Source organism: Micromonospora sp. NPDC048842 (genome assembly GCF_040649935.1).
Classification (GTDB): Bacteria; Actinomycetota; Actinomycetes; order Mycobacteriales; family Micromonosporaceae; genus Micromonospora; species Micromonospora hortensis.
In genome coordinates this window covers 72,832-91,082 of sequence record NZ_JBEZGK010000003.1, presented here as the reverse complement: position 1 = coordinate 91,082, position 18,251 = coordinate 72,832, and the positions used below count along the sequence as shown (strand labels likewise).

Below are 18,251 nucleotides of genomic sequence, written 5' to 3'. Positions count from 1 at the left end.
CCGCATACCATCAGCACCCCGACGTACCGTGAGATCGTGCCGACGAGAGAGATACTCACCAAGGCTGACCTCGCCGAACTTCGCCGTTCGGCGCTCGGGACGGCCGATCCGCTCGGTGTCGCCGCCAACCTCGCGGAGGCCGCCGAGCAGGGCCGGTTGGAGGATCCGGACGACGCCGGGGACGCGTTCACGCTGGCCGCCGAGATCGCGGAGATCCGGGCCAGGCCCGAGGCCGCGCTGCGGTACGCGGAGCAGGCCCTGGCGGCGTACCCGTCCGGCGACGACCCTCGGGCCGGGTTCGCCCGCGCGCTGCGGGCCCGCGCCCTGTTCCGGGCCGGTGGGCGCGACGACGAGGCGATGGCGGAGTTGACCGCGTTGCGCCCGTTGCTGCTCGTGCAGCCCGACGCCCCCGCCTACGTCAGTGCCGCGTTGGACGCCGGTGGGCGTTCGGCGACCGCTGAGACGTGGCTGAGCGAGGCGGCCGACAGAGTGCTCGACGAACGCGCGACCGCCGCGTCCGGACCGGCCAGCACCGCGATCGACCCGGTCGTCGATCTCGGTCCGCCGGACGCGCCCGGTGTCACCTTCTTCCTGTTGCAACAACGGCATCGGGTACGCCGGAATCTGAACCTGCCGCACGACCGGCAGGACGACCTGGCCGACCGGTTGGAGACCCAGCTCGTGCGTCGGGCCGGGGAGCGTCGGGACGCGGAGTCGGATCTGCTCTTCTGGCCACGGGCCGAGTTCGATCGCCTACTCGCCGACCATCCCGCCCTCACCGAGGTGTACGGGCCGGACTGGGATGCGCACCGGGGCCGGTTGGAGACGGAGTTGGTTCGGCTGCGGGGTGCCGGTCAGGCCGGGTTGGGCGTGTTCGGTGCGACAGTGGCCGGGTTGACCGCGTTCGCCGGTCGACGCGGCGGCGATCCGGCCGACGCGGCGGTCCGGGCCGGCTACGCGGCCGAGGTGTCGGCGCGGCCCAGCGCACGGATCGCCTGGCCGCCGGAGCGCAACGACGCCTGCTGGTGTGGGTCGGGCCTCAAGTACAAGAAAGACTGCCTGCCGCGCTCGCGGAGCTGACCGCGGCGGCTGTCACGCTGCGGTGGCCGACCCGGCCCGGAGTAGCGTCCCTAACGGCTTCGACACTGATAGCCGTTAGGAGATCCTTCGTGCTGGTCATCGCGCATCTCAGTGACACCCACCTCGACAGCCATCCCCGGTCGGCCGAGCGGACCGCCCGGGTGATGGACTACCTGCACGGCCTACCTCGACCTGTCGACGCCATCCTGATCACCGGGGACATCGCCGACCACGGCGAGGTGGCCGAGTACGAGACCGCCGCGAAGCTCTTCGACTCCCCGCTGCCGGTCATGCTCTGTCCAGGCAACCATGATGTGCGCGACGCGTACCGCAAGGGTCTACTCGGTGACGACCGCGGCGGCACCGGCCCGATCAACACCCGCCACGACGTGGCCGGGGCGGTCTTCCTCCTCGCCGACTCCTCAGTGCCCGGCGCGGACGACGGTCACCTGGACGAGGAGACGATGGCCTGGCTCACCGACGAGCTGGGTTCGGTGCCGGCCGCAACGCCGACGTTCATCGCCCTGCATCACCCGCCGGTGGTGCTGCACCACCCGGTCATCGACCCGATGCGGCTTCTGCCGGCCGACCCCCTGGCCGAACTCGTCGCCGCCCACCCGCAGGTCGTCGCCGTGCTCACCGGGCACTTCCACACCGCCGCCGCGAGCACCTTCGCGGGCTGTCCACTGCGGATCGCCCCCGGTGTGGTCTCCACACTGCGGATGCCCTGGGAGGGTGACGGCCCGCTGACCACCCAGACCCAACCGCCCGGCGTCGCGTTCCACGTGTACGACGACGCCGGGCTGCTCACCACCCACTACCGGGTGGTGGTCTGAGCATGCGAGGGGTCGCTGTGCTCGGCTTCCTGCTCGCCGTCGCGCCGATCACCGCCACACCGGGCGCGAGCCTGACCCTGGTCGTCTCGCGGGTCGCCAGCGGCGGGCGGCGGCAGGGCTGGTGGGTGATCCTGGGTACGGTGACCGGGCTCTACGTGCACGCCACGCTGGCCGCTGTCGGCCTGGCCGCGCTGGTGCTCCGCTCGTCGCAGGCGTTCTGGGTGGTCAAGCTGGTCGGCGCCGGTTATCTGGTCGGGCTCGGGCTCTGGATGCTCTGGTCCGCGTCACGCCGTCGCGTGCGGGCGGGACGGCGGCCGGCGGTTTCCGCCCGAAGGCTGCCCTGGCGCGTGGACCACCCGTACCTGCAAGGGTTGCTCGGCAACGTGCTGAATCCCAAGGCCGCCGCCATCTACCTGACGTTGGCGCCACAGTTCCTCGAACCGGGCCGACCGGTGCTGGTGCCGATGCTGCTGCTCGTCACCGCGCACGCCGCGTTTGCCACCTGTTGGCTCGCCGGCTGGACGGTCGTCTCCGGCGCCGCCGCCCGGTTGCTGCGCACCGCATCGGTGCGGCGACTGCTCGATCGGCTGACCGGCGTGCTGCTGGTCGGCCTCGGCGTCCGTGCGGCGGCGACCTGAGCGATCGGCGGGATGACACGCCCGCGTGGTACCGATAGCGTCCCTGTGTGGACGATCAACGTCCAGGCCGATGTCACCGGAGGAGACGCCGATGTTCGAGGAGTTCATGGGCATCCCGGCCCACCCTCTGCTGTTGCATGCCGCTGTCGCGTTCGTGCCGCTGCTGGCCGTGCTGACTGTCGGTTACGCGTTCGTCCCGCCGATCCGGCCGCACACCCGGTGGGTGCTGGGGCTGCTCGCCGTGGGCGCGCCGGTCGCCGCCCTGCTGACGAAGCTTTCCGGCGACGCCTTCCTCGAGCGGCTGCGCGCCGCCAACCGGGTCACCCCCGAGTTCCTGCCGAAGCTGGAGGCGCACCAGGAGTTCGGTGACATGACGCTCTACACCAGCATCGGGTTGGGCGTGGTGGCCCTGGCGCTGGTCCGGCTCGTCCCGCCGAGGGCCGCCGACGCCAGCGCGGATGGACGGCCCGGTCGGCCGCTGACCCTGGCGTTGCAGGTGTTGTCGCTGGTGGCCGCCGCCGTCACCGTGTATTACGTGGTGCGCACCGGCGACTCCGGGGCGAAGGCGGTCTGGGAGGGCCAGTGACGTCGGCGGTTCATCGGCGGCTGGCCCGGTCGACGCCCCTGTGCGCCTGGACGGTCCGCTCGACCAGCTGCCGCAGCACGCTCTCGTCGACGTCGTCGAGCCGCTTCAGGTAGATGCACCCCTTTCCGGCGCGGTGCGGGCCGAGCCGGGCAAGGAGCGCGGCGTCCCGCTCCTCGAGACCGTCGCCGGTGAGGTAGAGGACGAGGTGTTGTTTGCGCGGCGAGAACCCCACCAGGGCCGCGTCGCCACTACGCCCGCTCGCGTAGGTGTAGTGGTAGCTGCCGAAGCCGACGATGCTCGGGCCCCACATCACCGCCGGCTCCCCGGTCAGCTCACCCATGATCGCGCGGAGCCGCCCCGTGTCGGCCCGCCTACGTTCGTCGGGGTTGGCGGCCAGGAAGTCGTCGACGCTGATCGCGGTCGGAACGGTTGCTGGCTGCTTCGCTGTGGCCATGACGTGATGCTGTCACCTGCCTACGACGAGAACCGCCACCTGCCTACGACGAGAACCGCCTCAACGGTCAGGCAACCTCGTCGCGTGTTCGCCAGGAGAGCGCCACGAGCCACCCCGAGATGAGCACCGCTCCGACGGCACTGTGGTGCGACCCGGCCGGAGCCGGGCCGCACCACAGCGTCGACTGTCAGCCGGCGTGGTACGCCCGGATGATGGTCTGGTCGATTCCGCTACCGCCGTTGGCGGCGGCCTTCACCCGCAACGACACGGGCTGCCCGGCGACGGCCGTCGGCAGAGCGACCCGGTAGCTGTCGCCGCTGCCGGTGACCCGGGCCGACTTCCAGGTGGCACCGTCGTCAGTCGAGGTCCACACCTGGAACGACGTCACCTTCTGCGCCTTGATGCCCCGCATCTGCCGCACGGCCAGTTCCGCAGTTCCGCCAGTGGCGTGGTTGTTGGTGTCCATCGGCAGCGCGTAGTCCACAGCGAGCAGCGGCAGCGGCACGCTCCCGGTGCCGTCAGGTCCGGCCGACCGGAACGTCCACGACGTGTTGACAGTGGTGGAGATCGGCAGGATCAGGCTCGTGTCGACGTCGAGGGTCAGCCGGTAGTCGGCCACCTGCTGCGGCACTGTGAAGTCGGCCAGCGGGCGGTCCCGCTCCTCGACCAGTTTCCCGTTGCGGTACAACGACAGCTTGCGGTTCACCCCGATCGCGGAGCCCTGGAGGCAGTCGGCCCGCTGGTGCTGGTCGGTCAGCGACACCAGGTCGATGTGCAGGTTGCCCCGGGTCCGCGACGGCGCGGTGGCGCAGCTGTGGTCCACGCCGGCCGGGTCGTCGTACCAGCCGGAGTGCAGCGGCTGCCGCGCCCAGACCTTGGTCTGACGGCTGCCCGGCTGGTAGGTGCGGGGGGCCTCCTGGGCCGACAGGCCACCGTAGACACCCTCGTCGGCCCAGCGGTAGCCGGCCGAGAGGTAGTCGGTGCGGTACGGCGGCAGGTTCCCCTCGTGGGTCTGCGTCACCGGCACCCCGTCCGCTGTGAAGCCGCCGCGGATCAGTTGGGTGACCATCCCCTCCGAGTCCATCTGGTGGAAGCGCTCCTCGATCCGGGCAAGCTTGGCCTGCTCGGCCTTGTTCACCCGGAAGGCGGGGTCGGCCGGCACGCCGCCCGCGTACTCGTGCACCAGGTTGTAGCGGTACGGCGTGGCGGTGCCGGCGGGCGAGTCCAGGTTGACCGCCGCCCAGGTGCGCCGGGAGCCGACGGTGGGCTTGGGCAGCGCCGTGGTGCGGACCGTCGTCTTGGCCCCGTACCCGCTGATCTGGTGCCACCAGGACAGGCCGTTCGGCGCGGTCTGGACGTTGGTGAGGTCGGTCCGGGTGGGCGTGGTGGGCACTCCGTCGACAGTCGCCGTCACCGGCTTGGCCCGCGCCGGGTCGAGAATCACGCTTCGGGCAGCGCGCACCTCCAGGTCGGTCTCGGCGGCGAGCGTCGTCTCCAGCACGTCGCTGTCGACGTAGTAGGCGACGGACGAGCCGAGGATCGCGTACCGGCCGGCCGGCACCCGCAGCGTGAAGGTGTCTCCGGGCGTGCCGCCCGCACCGCCGTAGTAGATCACCGGGTCGGTGAGGTTGGTGACCATCAGGTTGATCCAGCTCTCCGCGCCGTCCTTCAGGCCCGGCAGCGGCTTCGTCTGGATCGTCAGGTCGTAGCTGGGCTGCTCGACGTAGAAACTCACCGGGGTCGTCGCGACCAGCTTGCGGCCGGAACGGGCGGTGACGGTGGCCAGGTAGAAGCCCGGTCGGGCGGCCAGCGCCGCACGGTTGACCCGCAGGGTCGCCGCGGCGGTGGCGCCGCGCTTGAGTGTCAGCCGGCTCGTCGACAGCGACGCCGCGCCACGCGGCACCGGTTGGCCGTCGTGGTTGACGACCGACACGTCGAGGTCGAGAACGGCCGTCGACTCACCGGTCCAGCCCAGCTTCGTCTCGCTGGTCCCGGACTGCGGGTGGGCGAAGGTGCCGAGATTGACCACCGGCTGGTTGCTGGTGGGGCCGCCGAGGGCCCGGGCCGCGTTGAGCCGGCCGGCGCCGACGGCGTACGGGTCGATGCCGCTGAGTGGGTCGGCGGCGCCGACGAGGGCGGCCTTGAGTCGCTCACCGGTCCAGTCCGGGTGGCGCTGGACGAGCAGCGCGGCGGCGCCCGCCGCGTGCGGGCTCGCCATCGAGGTGCCGCTGATCGCCTCGTAGTACCTGTCGATCGGGTGCTGAAGGTTGGTGCCGGCGGCTCGGGCGGCGACGATGTCGACACCGGGGGCGACCAGTTCCGGCTTGGCCACGTTGCTGGTAACCAGCGGGCCGCGGCTGGAGAAGTCGGCGAGCTTGTCGTTGCGGTCGACAGCGCCGACTGTCAGCGCGCTGGCGGCCGAGCCCGGCGAGGAGATGGCGCCGCCGCTGTTGCCGGCGGCGATGACGAAGAGCGCGCCGGTGGACTTGCTCAGCGCGTCGACGGCGAGCGACAGCGGGTCGCTGCCGTCGTCCGGGTCGCTGCCGCCGAGGCTCATGTTGATGACGTCGGCCCGGGTGGCGGCCCACTCCATGGCGGCGATGATGCCGGAGTCGTCGCCGAAGCCGTTGTCGTCGAGAACCTTGCCGACCACCAGCTTGGCGTCCGGCGCCACGCCGCGACGCTGACCGTGGGCGGCCGCGCCGGTGCCGGCGATGGTCGAGGCGACGTGCGTACCGTGGCCGTTGTGGTCGACGGCGTCACCGCCCTCGACTGTGAAGTCGGCCCGGTCGGCGACCCGGCCGACCAGGTCCGGGTGGGTGAAGTCGGCACCGGTGTCGAGCACCGCTACCCGGACGCCCTTGCCGGTGTAGCCGGCCTTCCAGGCGTCCGGCGCGGCGATCTGGCCCAGGTTGCGGTCCAGGCCGGCCGGTCGCCCACCGCCGGTCAGGGCGGTGGCCCGGACCTTGCGGTCGAGCCAGACCTTCTTCGCGCCGGCGAGCAGTGAGTTGGTGGCGAGCTTCGCCGTGGCCGGGCTCTTCTTGGGTACGCGGCCGGCGACCGCACCGATGCTGGGCAGCGACAGCACGTCACCGAGCACTGCCACCCGCGCGGACGCGGTGGCGGGCTGCACGATGAGCGGCAGCTCGGCTGCGTTGTCGTCGTCGTAGCCGTCGGCGATCAGCGTGGTGACGTCGAACAGGTCGGGGTCGAGCACCGAGCCGAGCTGGGACGCGACGCGGGCGGGGATGACGTGCAGGTGACCGTCGGGGCCGCAGCTCTGGTGGATCACCGCGTTCTCGTCGGCCGGCCGGATCGTGGCCTGTGGGCAGCCGGATCCGGTGTCTCGTACGGTCACCACGTCCCCGGTCAGCAGGGTGACCGTGTGCGTCTTGCCGTCGGCAGTGGCTGCGGGTGTGCCGGTCTGACCGATGTCGCTGGGTCCGGCCGTGGCGGCGCCGCCCGGTAGGGCGGTCAGCGTCGTGGCCGTGACGGCGACGGCCAACAGCCATCGCGTTTTCCTGAGCATGTTGCTCCTCGTCTAATGTGGACGAAACCGCCTCTTCGGGCGGCTCCGGCAAGATCATATGCAGGTGAACGATCCACGGGGAGCCTTCGACGAGGAGGTTTTCACGCCCGTAACAGTGGGAGCACCCGCCTGCCGAGCAGGTCGATGCCGCCGCGCGGCGTCAACCCGTGCGGGGTGCCGAACTCCACCCGGCTCGCCCCGGCGTCGAACACCGCCGCGGCCTGCCCCGCGACGTGCTCGGGCGTGCCGGAAAAGGCGAACAGATCGAGCAGGTCGTCGCCGATCAGCGCGCCGGCGAGGTCGTCCTCCCGGCGGCCGACGTGCTGCTGGATCCGGGTCAGCAGCTCCGGGTCCACCTCGATCGTCGGGTCGAGGGCGGCGACCACCGCCAGGTACATGGCCACCTCCCGGCGGGCCACCCGACGCGCCAGCGCGCCGTCCTCGTCGACGACGGTGACCGCGCCGAGCACGACACCCGTGCCGTCCCGGTCGGCGACCGCCGCGTCGTCCAGCCACGCGCGCATCATCCGGGCCATCGCCGGGTTTGCCGACCCGCCGACCTTGACCTCGCCGGCGAAGCCCGCCGCTGCCCGGGCGGTCTGCCGCCCCCAGGTGCCGACGAGGACCGGAACGTCGGCACGGGCCGGCGTGTACCGCAGTGACGTGCCCGGCGCGACTGTGAACTCCCCGCCCTGGAAACCGCTGTCGTCGCCGGCGAGCAGCAGCCGCACGACGGCGACCGTCTCGACGATGCGCCGGATCGGACGGACCTGCGGCACGCCGATCTCGTTGAGCCAGGTGCCCCGGGCCAGGCCCAGGTAGGCCCGACCTTGCGAGGCCAGGTCCAGTGCGGCCACCTGACCGGCGACCTCCACCGGGTGCATGGTGAACGGGTTGAGGCACGCCGCGCCCAGGCGGATCCGCCGGGTATGTCGGGCCGCCACCAGCAGCGGGAAGATCGGCGGTTGGTACATCAGGTCGCCGAATACCGACAGCACGTCGAAGCCGTGCCGCTCGGTCAGTTCGGCCAGCTCCGCGTACTCGTCGGCGGACTTGTCGGACTGTAGGCCGATGCCGACCAGCCCAGCGCTCACGTCAGCTCCTCGGTGGGGATGCGCTGAAGGCCGGTCCGCTCGATGCGCATGATGAGCCGCTCGTCCGGGTCCGGGCAGGCGACGTGGCTGTCCCGGGCCATCCAGTCGCCCTCGGCCAGCGCCCGCTGCTTCGCCGGCAGCAACGGCAAACACGCCGCCAGGGCGTAGAGGCAGAAGTGCCCCCCGGCGGGGATGGTGAGCCGGTTGGAGCCGGTCAGGTCGATGTGGTCGCCCGGTTTCAGGCCGCACACCGAGCGGCCCTCGATCCGCTCCACAACGACCCGCAGGTCGTACAGGTCGGTGGTGGGTTCCTCGGTGCTCATCGCACGGCCTCCGCGTGGTGGTGCACGATGCGCCAGGAGCCGTCCTCGCGGCGCAGGACGTCGGTCACCCGGAAGCACTCGTCCGGCCGGGTGTCGGCGAAGCGGGCCCGCAGCACGTAGCGGACCAGACCGGTGTCGCCCCAGGCGTCGGCACGCAGGTGTTCCGGCGCCACCGAGGTCGGCGCCGACCCCGTCGCACGGGTCGCCCGCCGGTCCCGCAGGTCGTCGAGCGCCGGCAGGCCGGACAGCAGGCCGTCGGCGTCGGACTCCCAGAACGTCAGGTCGGGGTGCAGGTGCGCGTCGAAGGCCTGCCGGTCGCCGAGGGACCGGTACAGGTCGGTGATTGTGGTGCGGAGCTCATCGCTCATCGGCTGTCACTTCCGATCGGGTACGGCGGTGCGGGGGTCAGGGCAGGTCGGCCAGGCGGGCGCGGAGCGGATCCAGTCCCATGGGTCCGAGCGCCAACGCGGTGTGGTGGAAGCGTTTCCGGTCGAAGGCCGCACCCTCGCGGCGCTCGGCGTCCCGGCGGGCCTGCTGCCACAGCCGCGCGCCGACCTTGAAGGCCAGGGCCTGCGCCGGCCAGCCGAGATACCTGTCGACCTCGAAGCGCGCTGTCTCGGCGTCCAGGCCGGCGACGCGGGTGAGGACGTCCACCGCGAGCGCGGGCGTCCAGTGGCGCTCCTCGGTGAAACCGTTGCCGGCCGGGATCGGCAGCCCGAGGTGCAGACCCAGGTCGATGACCACCCGGGCGGCCCGCCACATCTGGCCGTCGAGCATGCCGAGCCGCTCGGCCGGGCCGGCGTACAGGCCGATCTCGTCGGCGAGGCGCTCGGCGTAGTGCGCCCACCCCTCGGCGTACCCGTGCACCTGGCAGAGGGTGCGCTGCCACGGGTGCAGGGCGGCGGTGGTGAGGGTGACGGCGTGCTGCAGGTGGTGGCCGGGCAGCCCTTCGTGGCAGAGCGTGCCGACGTGCCGCCACACCGGCACTGTCGACTCGTCAGTGGGCACCGACCACCAGATCGCGCCGGGACGCGTCAACGCCGGGTCGGGAGGCGTGTAGTACATGACCCCGGACGTGGCGGGGCTGATCCGGCACACCACCCGGCGGGTGGCGGACGGGATGTCGAAGTGGGTGCCGTCGAGGGCATCGGTCAGCTGCTCGGTGCGCTGGCGCAGCCACTCCTCCAGGGCGGGCCCGGCCGCCACCCGACCGGCCGGGTCGGCGTCCAGGGCCGCCCGCGCGGCGGCCACCCGCGAGTGGCCCAACTCGCCCGCGACGGTCCGCAGCTCGGCGGCGGTGCGGGCCAACTCCGCCCAGCCGTACGCGTACACCTCGTCGAGGTCGACCGTCGCGCCGAGAAAGCTGCGGGCGGTGACCCGGTACAGGTCGTCGCCCACACCGTCCACGGCGGACGCGGCGGGTGCCAGCTCGGCGCGGAGGAACGCGGCGAAACCGGCGGTGGCGGCGGTCGCCAGCCGTGCGCCCCGGTGCAGCCGGGCGGCGAGCGGGTCGTCGGGACAGCCGTCGACCAACCGCCCGTAGAAGTCGGCGGTGACCCAGGAGGTGCATTGGTCGGCGACCACCAGCACCTGACGGCGGGCGACCAGTTGTCCTTGTTGTGCCGATCGGCGCAGCGTCGCGGCGTACCGGTCGAGGGCGTCGGGCACCTGGTGCAGGTGGTCGGCGACCACCGCCCAGTCGTCCTCGCTGTGCCGGGGCAGGTTGTCGAAGAGCTGCCGGAGCAGGTGCACAGGCGTGGCCAGCGGGGCGAGCAGTCGGGTGGTGAAGCCCGCGTCGTACAGGTCGACCTCACTGGCCAGCCGGTCGAGCAGGGCGTCGGCCAGAGACCGCTCGCCGGGGTCGTGCGTGGTCGCCGCGGCGGCGGCCGTCGCGGTGCGTCGCGCCAGCTCGGCGCGGGCGTCGAAACCCTCGGGCGAGAGATCCGGGACGTGCGACACCGGTGTGCGCCCCACCGCCTCGGCCGCCTGCGGGTCCAGCTCGGCGAGCGCGTCGAGGTACCCGTCGGCGACCTGGGTGATGCTGCTCATCGCGGTACGCCGAGCCGGCCGTGGTCGTCGCGGTACGCCACCCCGCCCTTCAGCACCGCGTGCAGGGTGCGCAACGCGGAGACCGAACGGGTCGGGTCGTCGCGCAGCACCAGCAGGTCGGCGTGCTTACCGGCCTCGACGGTGCCGAGGGTGTCGGCACGGCCCAGCCACTGCGCGGGGCGGGTGGTGGCGGCCTTGAGCGCGTCCGCGACGGGCATCCCCGCGTCCACCATGAACTCCAGTTCGCGGATGGTCGCTGTGGTCTCGTCGTAGCCGGCGTGCGGGGGCATGTCGCTGCCCAGGGCGATCGGCACGCCGTTGCGGATGGCGTGCTGGAGGCTCTCCCAGTGTCGGGGGCCGGCCGCGAGGGCCCGGTCCATCAGCCAGCCGGGCACCCCGGAGTCGCGGAAGAACTGCTCGCAGCGGCTCACCACGATCGTCGGCACGTACCAGACACCCCGCTCGGCCATCAGGCGGGTGACGTCGTCGGTCAGCTCGTACCCGTGCTCGACGCAGTCGAGGCCCAGCTCGACGGCACGGCGGACCGAGTCGGCCGGGCCGGCGTGCGCGGTGACCTTGCGCCCCCAGTCGTGCGCGACGCGGATGACAGCCGCCATCTCGTCGTCGAGCAGCTGCGGGGTGTCGATCGCCTCGTGCTGGCCGGCGATCCCACCGGAGATGCAGACCTTGATCAGGTCGGCGCCGGCGCGGAGCTGTTCGCGGGTGGCCCGACGGAACCCGTCAGCGCCGTCGGCCTCCAGGGCGTCGGCCTCCCAGCCGTGCCCGCCGGTGCAGCAGAGCGCGTGCCCCGCTGTGAAGATGCGCGGGCCGTCGACAGCGCCGGCCTCGATCCCCCTACGCAGGGCGAAGTCGGCGTACCGGCTCTCCCCGACGAGGCGGGCGGTGGTGACACCGGAGTGCAGGGTGCGCCGGGCCGAGTCGGCCATCAGCAGCACCAGCTCGGCCAGGTTCGCGCCGTGCACCGTGTCGGCGAGGTGGCCGGGCAGCCCCAGCGAGAGGTGGACGTGCATGTTGGTCAGACCCGGCATGACGTGCTCACCGCCCAGGTCGACCACGCAGGCCGCGCCGGCCTCGGCGAGGACGTCGTCGACCTGACCGACGGCACGGATCATCCCGTCGGCGTCGATCCAGATGCCGCGATCCGGTTGGAGGGCGTCCTGGACACCGTCGTAGAGGGCGAGGTTGACCAGTACCTGTTCGGTGGGGTTGCGCATGGGTGTCCTCAGAGTGAGCGCGCGACGGTCGGGGCCGTCGCGGAATCGGTGAGCCAGCAGGCGACGCTGCGGCCGCCCAGGTTGACTGTGGGCGGCTGCTCCCCGCAGGGCGCGAACGCGTGCGGGCAGCGTGGCCGGAAACGGCACCCGGTGGGCGCGTTGGCCGGGTCGGGCACCTCCCCGGCGAGGATGGCGGGCAGGCGCGGGGTGGGCCCGATCTGCGGCACCGCGTCGATCAACGCCCGGGTGTACGGGTGTCGGGGCTCGCGCCACAGCTCGCGGGTGGGTGCGGCCTCGACGATCCGGCCCAAATACATCACGGCGGTCACGTCGGCGATCTCGTGCACCAGCGCCAGGTCGTGGGAGATGAAGAGCATGCCCATGTCGAGGTCGCGGACCAGTCCGACGAGCAGGTTGACCACCTGGGCCTGGGACGAGGCGTCCAGCGCGGTGACCGGCTCGTCCGCGATGATCATCCGGGGTTCCGGGGCGAGCGCGCGGGCGATCGCCAGGCGCTGCCGCTGACCGCCGGAGAACTGGTGCGGATACCGCTGGGCGGCGCTTGTCGGCATGGCCACCCGTTCGAGCAGCTCGTGCACCCGGGCTCGGCGGGCCGACCCGGTGACCGCGGCCGGCACGCCGTCGAGGAGTTGGGAGCCGATGGTGCGCCGGGGGTTCAGCGAGGCGTACGGGTTCTGGAAGACCATCTGGAGGCCGATCTCGGCACCGGAGCGGGGCCGCCAGCCCAGCGGGGTGACCGGTCGACCGGCGTACTCGACGGTGCCGGCGCTCGGTGCGCTGAGCCCGACCGCGACGCGGGCCAGGGTGGACTTGCCGCACCCGGACTCGCCGACCAGCCCGACGATCTGGCCGGGCGACACCTCCAGGCTGACCCCGGCGACGGCCCGCACCCGGCCACGCCCTCGGGATCGGTACTCGACCTCGACGTCGGTGAAGGACAGTCGCGCGGGCGCTGTGGTGTTCACGCGGCCACCTCCAGGTGCGGACGGACCACGCAGGCCACCGATCGGTCGGCGCCGGCGGGAGTGAGCGGGGGCGGGGCCTCGCCGCAGGACGGTTCGGCGTACCCGCAGCGGGGTTGGAACGGGCACCCCGGCGGTGCCTCGCCGGGTGCCGGCGGGGCGCCCGGGATGGGCCGCAACGTTCCGCCGGTCTGGGTGCCGTGCGGTCGGGCGCCGAGCAACGCGGCCGTGTACGGGTGGGTGGGGGCGGTGAGCAGGCTGCCCGTCGGGCCGGTCTCGACGACCCGCCCGGCGTAGAAGATGTAGCCACGGGTGGTGAGGGCGCTGAGCACCCCGAGGTCGTGGGTGATGAACGCGACGGCCAGCCCGGTCTCGGCGCGCAGCCGTTCCAGCAGAGCGAGGATGCCGGCCTGCACCGTGACGTCGAGGGCGGTCGTCGGTTCGTCGGCGATCAGCAGTCGGGGCCGTGCGGCCAGCGCGATGGCGATGGCCACCCGCTGCCGCATTCCGCCGGAGAACTGGTGCGGGTACGCGCGCAGCGCCCGCTCCGGGTCCGGGATGCGGACCTGGTCGAGCAGCTCCACCGCGCGCCGACCGGCAGCTCGACGGTCCATCCGCAGGTGCACCCGCATGTGCTCGGTGAGCTGCCGCCCGACAGTGAGCATCGGGTGCAGGGCCGCGCTCGGGTCCTGGAAAACCATGGCGATGCCGACGCCACGGACCCGCTGCCAGCCCCGGGCGTCCAGGCCCAGCAGTTCGGTGCCGGCGTACCGGGCGGAGCCGGTGACCGCTGCCCCCGGGGGCAGCAGCCCCAGCAGGGTCTGCGCGGTGAGGCTCTTGCCGCAGCCGCTCTCCCCCGCGATGCCGACCAGTTCCCCCTCGTCGACTGTCAACGACACGTCGTGCAGGATCGGCAGCGGACCACGCGGTGAGGGCAGGGTGACGGCCAGGGAGTCGACGTCGAGCAGCGGTGCCACCTCAGCGTCCCTTCGTGTAGCGGGGGTCGAGCCGGTCGCGCAGCGCGTCGCCGAGCACGTTGAAGGCCATCACCACTGTGAGGATGGCGAGGCCGGGGAACACGCTGACCCACCACATCGACAGGTCCTGCGCGCCGAGGGCCACCATCGAGCCCCACTCGGCGGCCGGTGGGCGCGGGCCCAGGCCGAGGAACGACAGGGCGGCGAGCAGCAGCACCGCGTTGCCCAGCTCCAGGGTGGCCAACACGATCGCCGGGCCGATGCTGTTGGGCAGCACGTCGCGGCGCAACGCCCGGATCGGCCCGACGCCGAGCAGACGGGCGGCGTTGAGGTAGTCGTCGCCACGCATGCTCAGCACGGCGCTGCGGATGACCCGGGCGTAGACCGGCCAGGAGACGATGACCAGGGCCAGCACGGCGTTGCGGGTGTTCGGGCCGAACGCCGCCGTCACCGCCATGGCCAGGATGATCTGCGGGAACGCGAACACCAGGTCGGTCAGGCGCATCAGCGCCTCGTCGACGAACCGGCCGACGTATCCGGCGACCAGCCCGAGCAGCCCGCCGACCAGCAGGGCAAGGGAGACGATGGCCAGGGCCAGCGGGATGGACAGCCGGGCGCCGTGGATGACCCGGCTGAGGATGTCGCGGCCGAGCGAGTCGGTGCCGAACCAGTGCGCCCCGGAGGGCGACGCGTACGTGTCAGCGCTCTGCGCCAGCGGGTCGTACGGTGCGAGAACGTCGGCGAGCAACGCCAGCAGCAACCATCCACCGAGAATGGTCAACGCCACCACTGTGATCGGCTGACGCCAGACCGGTCGGCTGGTCGAGCCGCCACGCAGTCGGCCGAGCCAGCGGCGTCGGCCCAGGGCCCGCTCCGCCTTCGGGTCTGCAAGTGTCGTCATGACAACCGGATCCTCGGATCGATGAGCCCGTACAGCAGGTCGACTGTCAGGTTGACCAGCGTGTAGACCAGTGCCACGAAGAGGCTGACGCCGAGGATCGCGGGCAGGTCCAGCGCCGTGGCGCTGCGGTACGCGTACTGGCCGACGCCGGGCCAGCCGAAGATGCTCTCGACAAGCACCGTCCCGGAGAGCAGCGAGGCGAACGCCAGGCCGGAGACGGTGACCACCGGGACGAGGCCGGCGCGCAGCAGATGCCGGCGCAGCACCACGCGGGTCGGCAGACCCTTGGCGTACGCGGCCCGGATGTAGTCCTGCTGGAGCACCTCGAGCATCGCCGAGCGGACGAAGCGGACCAGCATCGCCACCGTCAGCGAGGTCAGCACGAGCACCGGCAGGGACAGGTGCTGGGCGGCGTCCCAGGCGACGTCCCACTGCCCGGCGAGCGCCCCGTCGACGGTGTACATGCCGGTGACGGTGGGCGGAGGGCTGAAGTCCGTGGAGAGTCGCCCGCCACTGGGGGCCAGGCCGAGCTGGTAGAAGAAGACGTAGAGCACTACCAGGGACAGCCAGAACGGCGGGGTGGAGAGCCCGAGCAGGGCGCCGACCCGGACCAGTTGGTCGGTGAACCGGCCGTTGCGGACCGCCGCGAGCATGCCGACCCCGGTGCCGATGAGCAGCGCCAACACCATGCTCGGCACTGCCAGCTCCAGGGTCGCCGGCACGTAGTGCAGCAGGTCGTCCAGGACGGCCCGCCCGGTCTGCTGGGAGTGGCCCAGGTCGCCGTGCAGCAGGTTGCCCAGGTAGTGCAGGTACTGGGCCCAGAGCGGCTGGTCCAGGCCCCACTTCTCGCGGAAGGCGGCCACCGCGCCGGGGTCGTTGAGCGCCTGGTCGGAGAGGTTGGCGGTGACCGGGTCACCGGGGACCACGTTGACCAGACCGAACGTCACCACTGTGACGCCGAGCAGCAGACCGGCGGTGACCGCCACCCGCTTGGCCAGGAAGATCAGCAGCGGGTGGGCACCCCGGGGCCGGGACGCGGTCGTGGCGACCGCGCCCGGCTCACCGTCGTGGACTGTCGTCATGTCGTCGGGACTACTTGCGGCCGACCGCGGCGACGTCCACCTGCCAACCGGCGGCGGTGTAGTCCGCCCCGGTCAGGTCCGTGGTCGCCACGACGATGGAGGAGTTGCTGGCCAGCACCAGGTACGGCGAGGACGCGTTCATCAGCCGCTGCCACTCCTGCATGGCGGTGGCCCGACCGGCCAGGTCGAGGGTCGCGGTGACCTTCTTGCCGGCGGCCACCACGGCCGGGTCGGCGCGCTCGACGGTCCAGCCGGAGCGCAGCGCGGTCGCCTGGCCCGGTGCCATGTTGTTGATCAGTGAGTCGGCGACCGGGTAGTTCAGGCTCTGCGGGGTGAATCCGAGGGGTGACTTCCCGCCGCGCATCTCGTCGAGGAACGTGGTCAGCGGCTGCGGGTTGAGTTCCAGCTTGATACCGGCCTCGGCGGCGTCGCCCTGCACCTTGGTGGCCACAGTGCCGAGGTCCACACCCTTGTAGGTGATGGCCGGGTAGGTGAACTTGACTGTCGGGTTGGTCAGGCCGGCCTCGGTGAGCAGCGCCTTGGCCTTTGCCACGTCCCGCTTGGACTCCTCGCCGGCCGGCAGCGCGCCCGGGAAGGCGGGCGCGACCAGCCCGGCGCCGGGGGCGGCGCCCTTGCCGTACAGGGCGGCGATTCCCTGGTAGTCGATGGCGGCGCGCAGGGCCTGGTTGAACTTCGGGTTCGAGGTGACCGCCGAGACGCCCGGGTCGGCGTTGAGGAAGAGGAAGTAGACGGTGTCCTGCACGCCGGAGGTCTGCAGGCTGCCCGGCAGTCCGTCGAGGAGCTTGCCGGAGATGTCCAGGGAGATCTCGGCGGCCTCGGCGCGCTGCATGGTCAGCTTCTGGGTCTGCACATCCATGTTGCGCAGCACCACCCGGGAGAACTGCGGCTTCGTGCCCCAGTACTTCGGGTTCGCCTCCAACACCACCTGCGACGACGGGTCGTAGGACTTCAGCACGTACGGGCCGCTGCCGACGGAGTTGGTGTCCAGGTACTGCTGCGCGGTGTCGCCCTGGGCGGCGTCGGCGCCGTCGCGGGCGCCGTGCTCCTTGGCGACCTTGGAGTTGAGCACCGCTGTCGACGGCATCGACAGCACCACCGGGATGTTCGGGTCGGGGGTGGCCGAGGCGACCACGACTGTGCTCTCGTCGGTCTTGGTGACGGTCAGGCCGCTGACGGTGACGGCGGGGCTGCCCTTGATGTTCTTCAGCCGGTTGAGCGAGAAGACGACGTCGTCGGCGGTGAGCGGGCTGCCGTCGGCGAACGTCACGCCCTGCCGGAGCTTGAAGGTGAACGTCGTGGCGTCCGGCGACGCCTGGTACGACTCGGCCAGCGCGGGGACCGGCTTACTCACGTCCGAGCCCTTGAAGGTGAGCAGGGTGTCGTAGAGGGCGTGCACGGCGGTCAGACCGGTTGCCTCGTAGACCCGGCCGGGGTCGAGGGTCTTGAGCACGAACGAGGTGTTCACGGTGAGGGTCTTGGCCGTACCGTTCGCGTTTCCACCACTGCCGCCGGCGCTACAGGCGCTGACGGAGAGGACGGCCAGCGTCGCCAGAGCGGACGCTCCGGCGAGGAGCCGGCGGGGAGACACCGACATGCTGTTCCTACCTTCGTATCGCGCGGCCCGCCGTGCGGGATCCGCGGGGCGTCGACGTCCGGCGGGCGACACCACGCATCGGCCGGGCCGATGGGATGACAGCGTCGCGGGCTTCTCGGGGGCGTCGTCTCGGGGTTGGATGTAGACCGGGCGGCAGGCGTCCGGTTCGCGCCTCGATGCGGCTTGTTCGCTTGAGCTGAACATCGCCGCCTGATGTTTAGTGATCCTAAACATGGCCGTATAGTTTGGTCAATCAAGATTCAGCCACACTGTATTTGGAACGAGGACACATGCTCGGTGACCGACTCCGCGACCTGCGTCAGCAGCACTCCCTCACGCTGCGTCAGCTCGCCACAGCCGCCGACGTGTCCCCCGCCCTGCTCAGCCAGATCGAGAACGGCGCAACCGACCCCAGCCTCTCCACACTGCGGAAGCTCGCCCAGGTCTTCGACACCTCGATCGCGGAGCTGTTCTCCGAGCCCGAGGCGCCACCGGTGCACGTCAGCCGCGTCGGCGCCCGGACCAGACTGGCCGCGCCACCCGGCCAGATCACCTACGAACGACTCACCCCCGGCCGCGGCGACCTGGAGGTGCTCCAGGCCCACCTCGCACCCGGCGACGCCAGCTCGGCCGAACCGTGGGCGCACCCGTCGACCGAGTGCGCGATCGTCATCACCGGTGAGGTCGTCGCCGAGATCGGCGGCGAGTCGTACACCCTCACCGCGGGCGAGTCGGTCACCTTCGACTCGCGCCTGGCGCACCTCTACCGCAACGCCAGCGACCAGCGCGCCCACCTGATCATCGCGGTGACGCCACCGACTCCCTGACCGACCACGGTGGACAACCGAGGGGATCGACGGGACGCCGCG

At 72.0% G+C, this 18,251-nt stretch carries 17 protein-coding genes; 5 read left to right on the top strand and 12 right to left on the bottom strand.

The genetic code is table 11. The features are described from left to right. The first annotated feature begins 36 nt into the window (after positions 1-36). From AB0C19_RS05385 to AB0C19_RS05370, 4 genes are all read left to right on the top strand, one after another. On the top strand, positions 37-1,080 hold the full coding sequence (locus AB0C19_RS05385; RefSeq protein WP_357179768.1) for an SEC-C domain-containing protein: 1,044 nt from the start codon (positions 37-39) through the stop codon (positions 1,078-1,080). Between the two features lie 89 nt (positions 1,081-1,169). Next, complete coding sequence (locus AB0C19_RS05380; protein ID WP_357179765.1) at positions 1,170-1,916, top strand: metallophosphoesterase; 747 nt, start codon at positions 1,170-1,172, stop codon at positions 1,914-1,916. Between the two features lie 2 nt (positions 1,917-1,918). Beyond that, positions 1,919-2,554 (top strand): LysE family translocator, encoded by a 636-nt coding sequence (locus AB0C19_RS05375; protein ID WP_357179762.1) that lies wholly within the window; start codon positions 1,919-1,921, stop codon positions 2,552-2,554. 91 nt (positions 2,555-2,645) lie between these two features. After that, positions 2,646-3,140: a DUF2231 domain-containing protein gene (locus AB0C19_RS05370; RefSeq protein ID WP_266302138.1), complete on the top strand. Its 495-nt coding sequence runs from the start codon at positions 2,646-2,648 to the stop codon at positions 3,138-3,140. Between the two features lie 10 nt (positions 3,141-3,150). Here AB0C19_RS05370 and AB0C19_RS05365 read toward each other — a convergent pair whose 3' ends face one another. The 12 genes from AB0C19_RS05365 to AB0C19_RS05310 form a co-directional block, all read right to left on the bottom strand. After that, a complete protein-coding gene (locus tag AB0C19_RS05365) occupies positions 3,151-3,594 on the bottom strand; it encodes a DUF1801 domain-containing protein (RefSeq protein WP_357179759.1) in 444 nt (147 codons plus the stop codon). Positions 3,595-3,781: 187 nt separating this feature from the next. Next, on the bottom strand, positions 3,782-7,123 hold the full coding sequence (locus AB0C19_RS05360) for a S8 family peptidase (protein WP_357179756.1): 3,342 nt from the start codon (positions 7,121-7,123) through the stop codon (positions 3,782-3,784). A gap of 101 nt (positions 7,124-7,224) precedes the next feature. Next, the gene (locus AB0C19_RS05355) at positions 7,225-8,217 is read right to left on the bottom strand and encodes an LLM class flavin-dependent oxidoreductase (protein WP_357179753.1); all 993 of its coding nucleotides are present in this window, start codon (positions 8,215-8,217) and stop codon (positions 7,225-7,227) included. Continuing rightward, a complete protein-coding gene (locus tag AB0C19_RS05350) occupies positions 8,214-8,540 on the bottom strand; it encodes a TIGR04076 family protein (protein ID WP_357179750.1) in 327 nt (108 codons plus the stop codon). Before AB0C19_RS05350 ends, AB0C19_RS05355 begins: the two co-directional genes overlap by 4 nt. Beyond that, complete coding sequence (locus AB0C19_RS05345; protein ID WP_357179747.1) at positions 8,537-8,908, bottom strand: nuclear transport factor 2 family protein; 372 nt, start codon at positions 8,906-8,908, stop codon at positions 8,537-8,539. Before AB0C19_RS05345 ends, AB0C19_RS05350 begins: the two co-directional genes overlap by 4 nt. A gap of 37 nt (positions 8,909-8,945) precedes the next feature. Next, positions 8,946-10,589, bottom strand: coding sequence for a DUF885 domain-containing protein (locus AB0C19_RS05340; protein ID WP_357179744.1), 1,644 nt, complete (start codon positions 10,587-10,589; stop codon positions 8,946-8,948). Next, the gene (locus AB0C19_RS05335) at positions 10,586-11,824 is read right to left on the bottom strand and encodes an amidohydrolase family protein (protein WP_357179741.1); all 1,239 of its coding nucleotides are present in this window, start codon (positions 11,822-11,824) and stop codon (positions 10,586-10,588) included. The genes AB0C19_RS05340 and AB0C19_RS05335 overlap by 4 nt, the downstream gene beginning before the upstream one ends. Before the next feature lie 8 nt (positions 11,825-11,832). Further along, complete coding sequence (locus tag AB0C19_RS05330) at positions 11,833-12,810, bottom strand: ABC transporter ATP-binding protein (protein ID WP_357179737.1); 978 nt, start codon at positions 12,808-12,810, stop codon at positions 11,833-11,835. After that, the gene (locus AB0C19_RS05325) at positions 12,807-13,784 is read right to left on the bottom strand and encodes an ABC transporter ATP-binding protein (RefSeq protein WP_357179735.1); all 978 of its coding nucleotides are present in this window, start codon (positions 13,782-13,784) and stop codon (positions 12,807-12,809) included. The genes AB0C19_RS05330 and AB0C19_RS05325 overlap by 4 nt, the downstream gene beginning before the upstream one ends. Position 13,785: 1 nt before the next feature. Continuing rightward, positions 13,786-14,685, bottom strand: a complete 900-nt coding sequence (locus AB0C19_RS05320; RefSeq protein WP_357179732.1) for an ABC transporter permease — start codon at positions 14,683-14,685, stop codon at positions 13,786-13,788. Then, positions 14,682-15,767 (bottom strand): ABC transporter permease, encoded by a 1,086-nt coding sequence (locus AB0C19_RS05315; protein ID WP_357179729.1) that lies wholly within the window; start codon positions 15,765-15,767, stop codon positions 14,682-14,684. Before AB0C19_RS05315 ends, AB0C19_RS05320 begins: the two co-directional genes overlap by 4 nt. A gap of 10 nt (positions 15,768-15,777) precedes the next feature. Beyond that, entirely contained in the window at positions 15,778-17,382 is a 1,605-nt protein-coding gene (locus tag AB0C19_RS05310; RefSeq protein WP_357179727.1) for an ABC transporter substrate-binding protein, read from the bottom strand. Between the two features lie 290 nt (positions 17,383-17,672). Here AB0C19_RS05310 and AB0C19_RS05305 point away from each other — a divergent pair, with 290 nt between their 5' ends. After that, positions 17,673-18,209, top strand: a complete 537-nt coding sequence (locus AB0C19_RS05305) for a helix-turn-helix domain-containing protein (RefSeq protein WP_124772961.1) — start codon at positions 17,673-17,675, stop codon at positions 18,207-18,209. Positions 18,210-18,251: the final 42 nt, after the last annotated feature.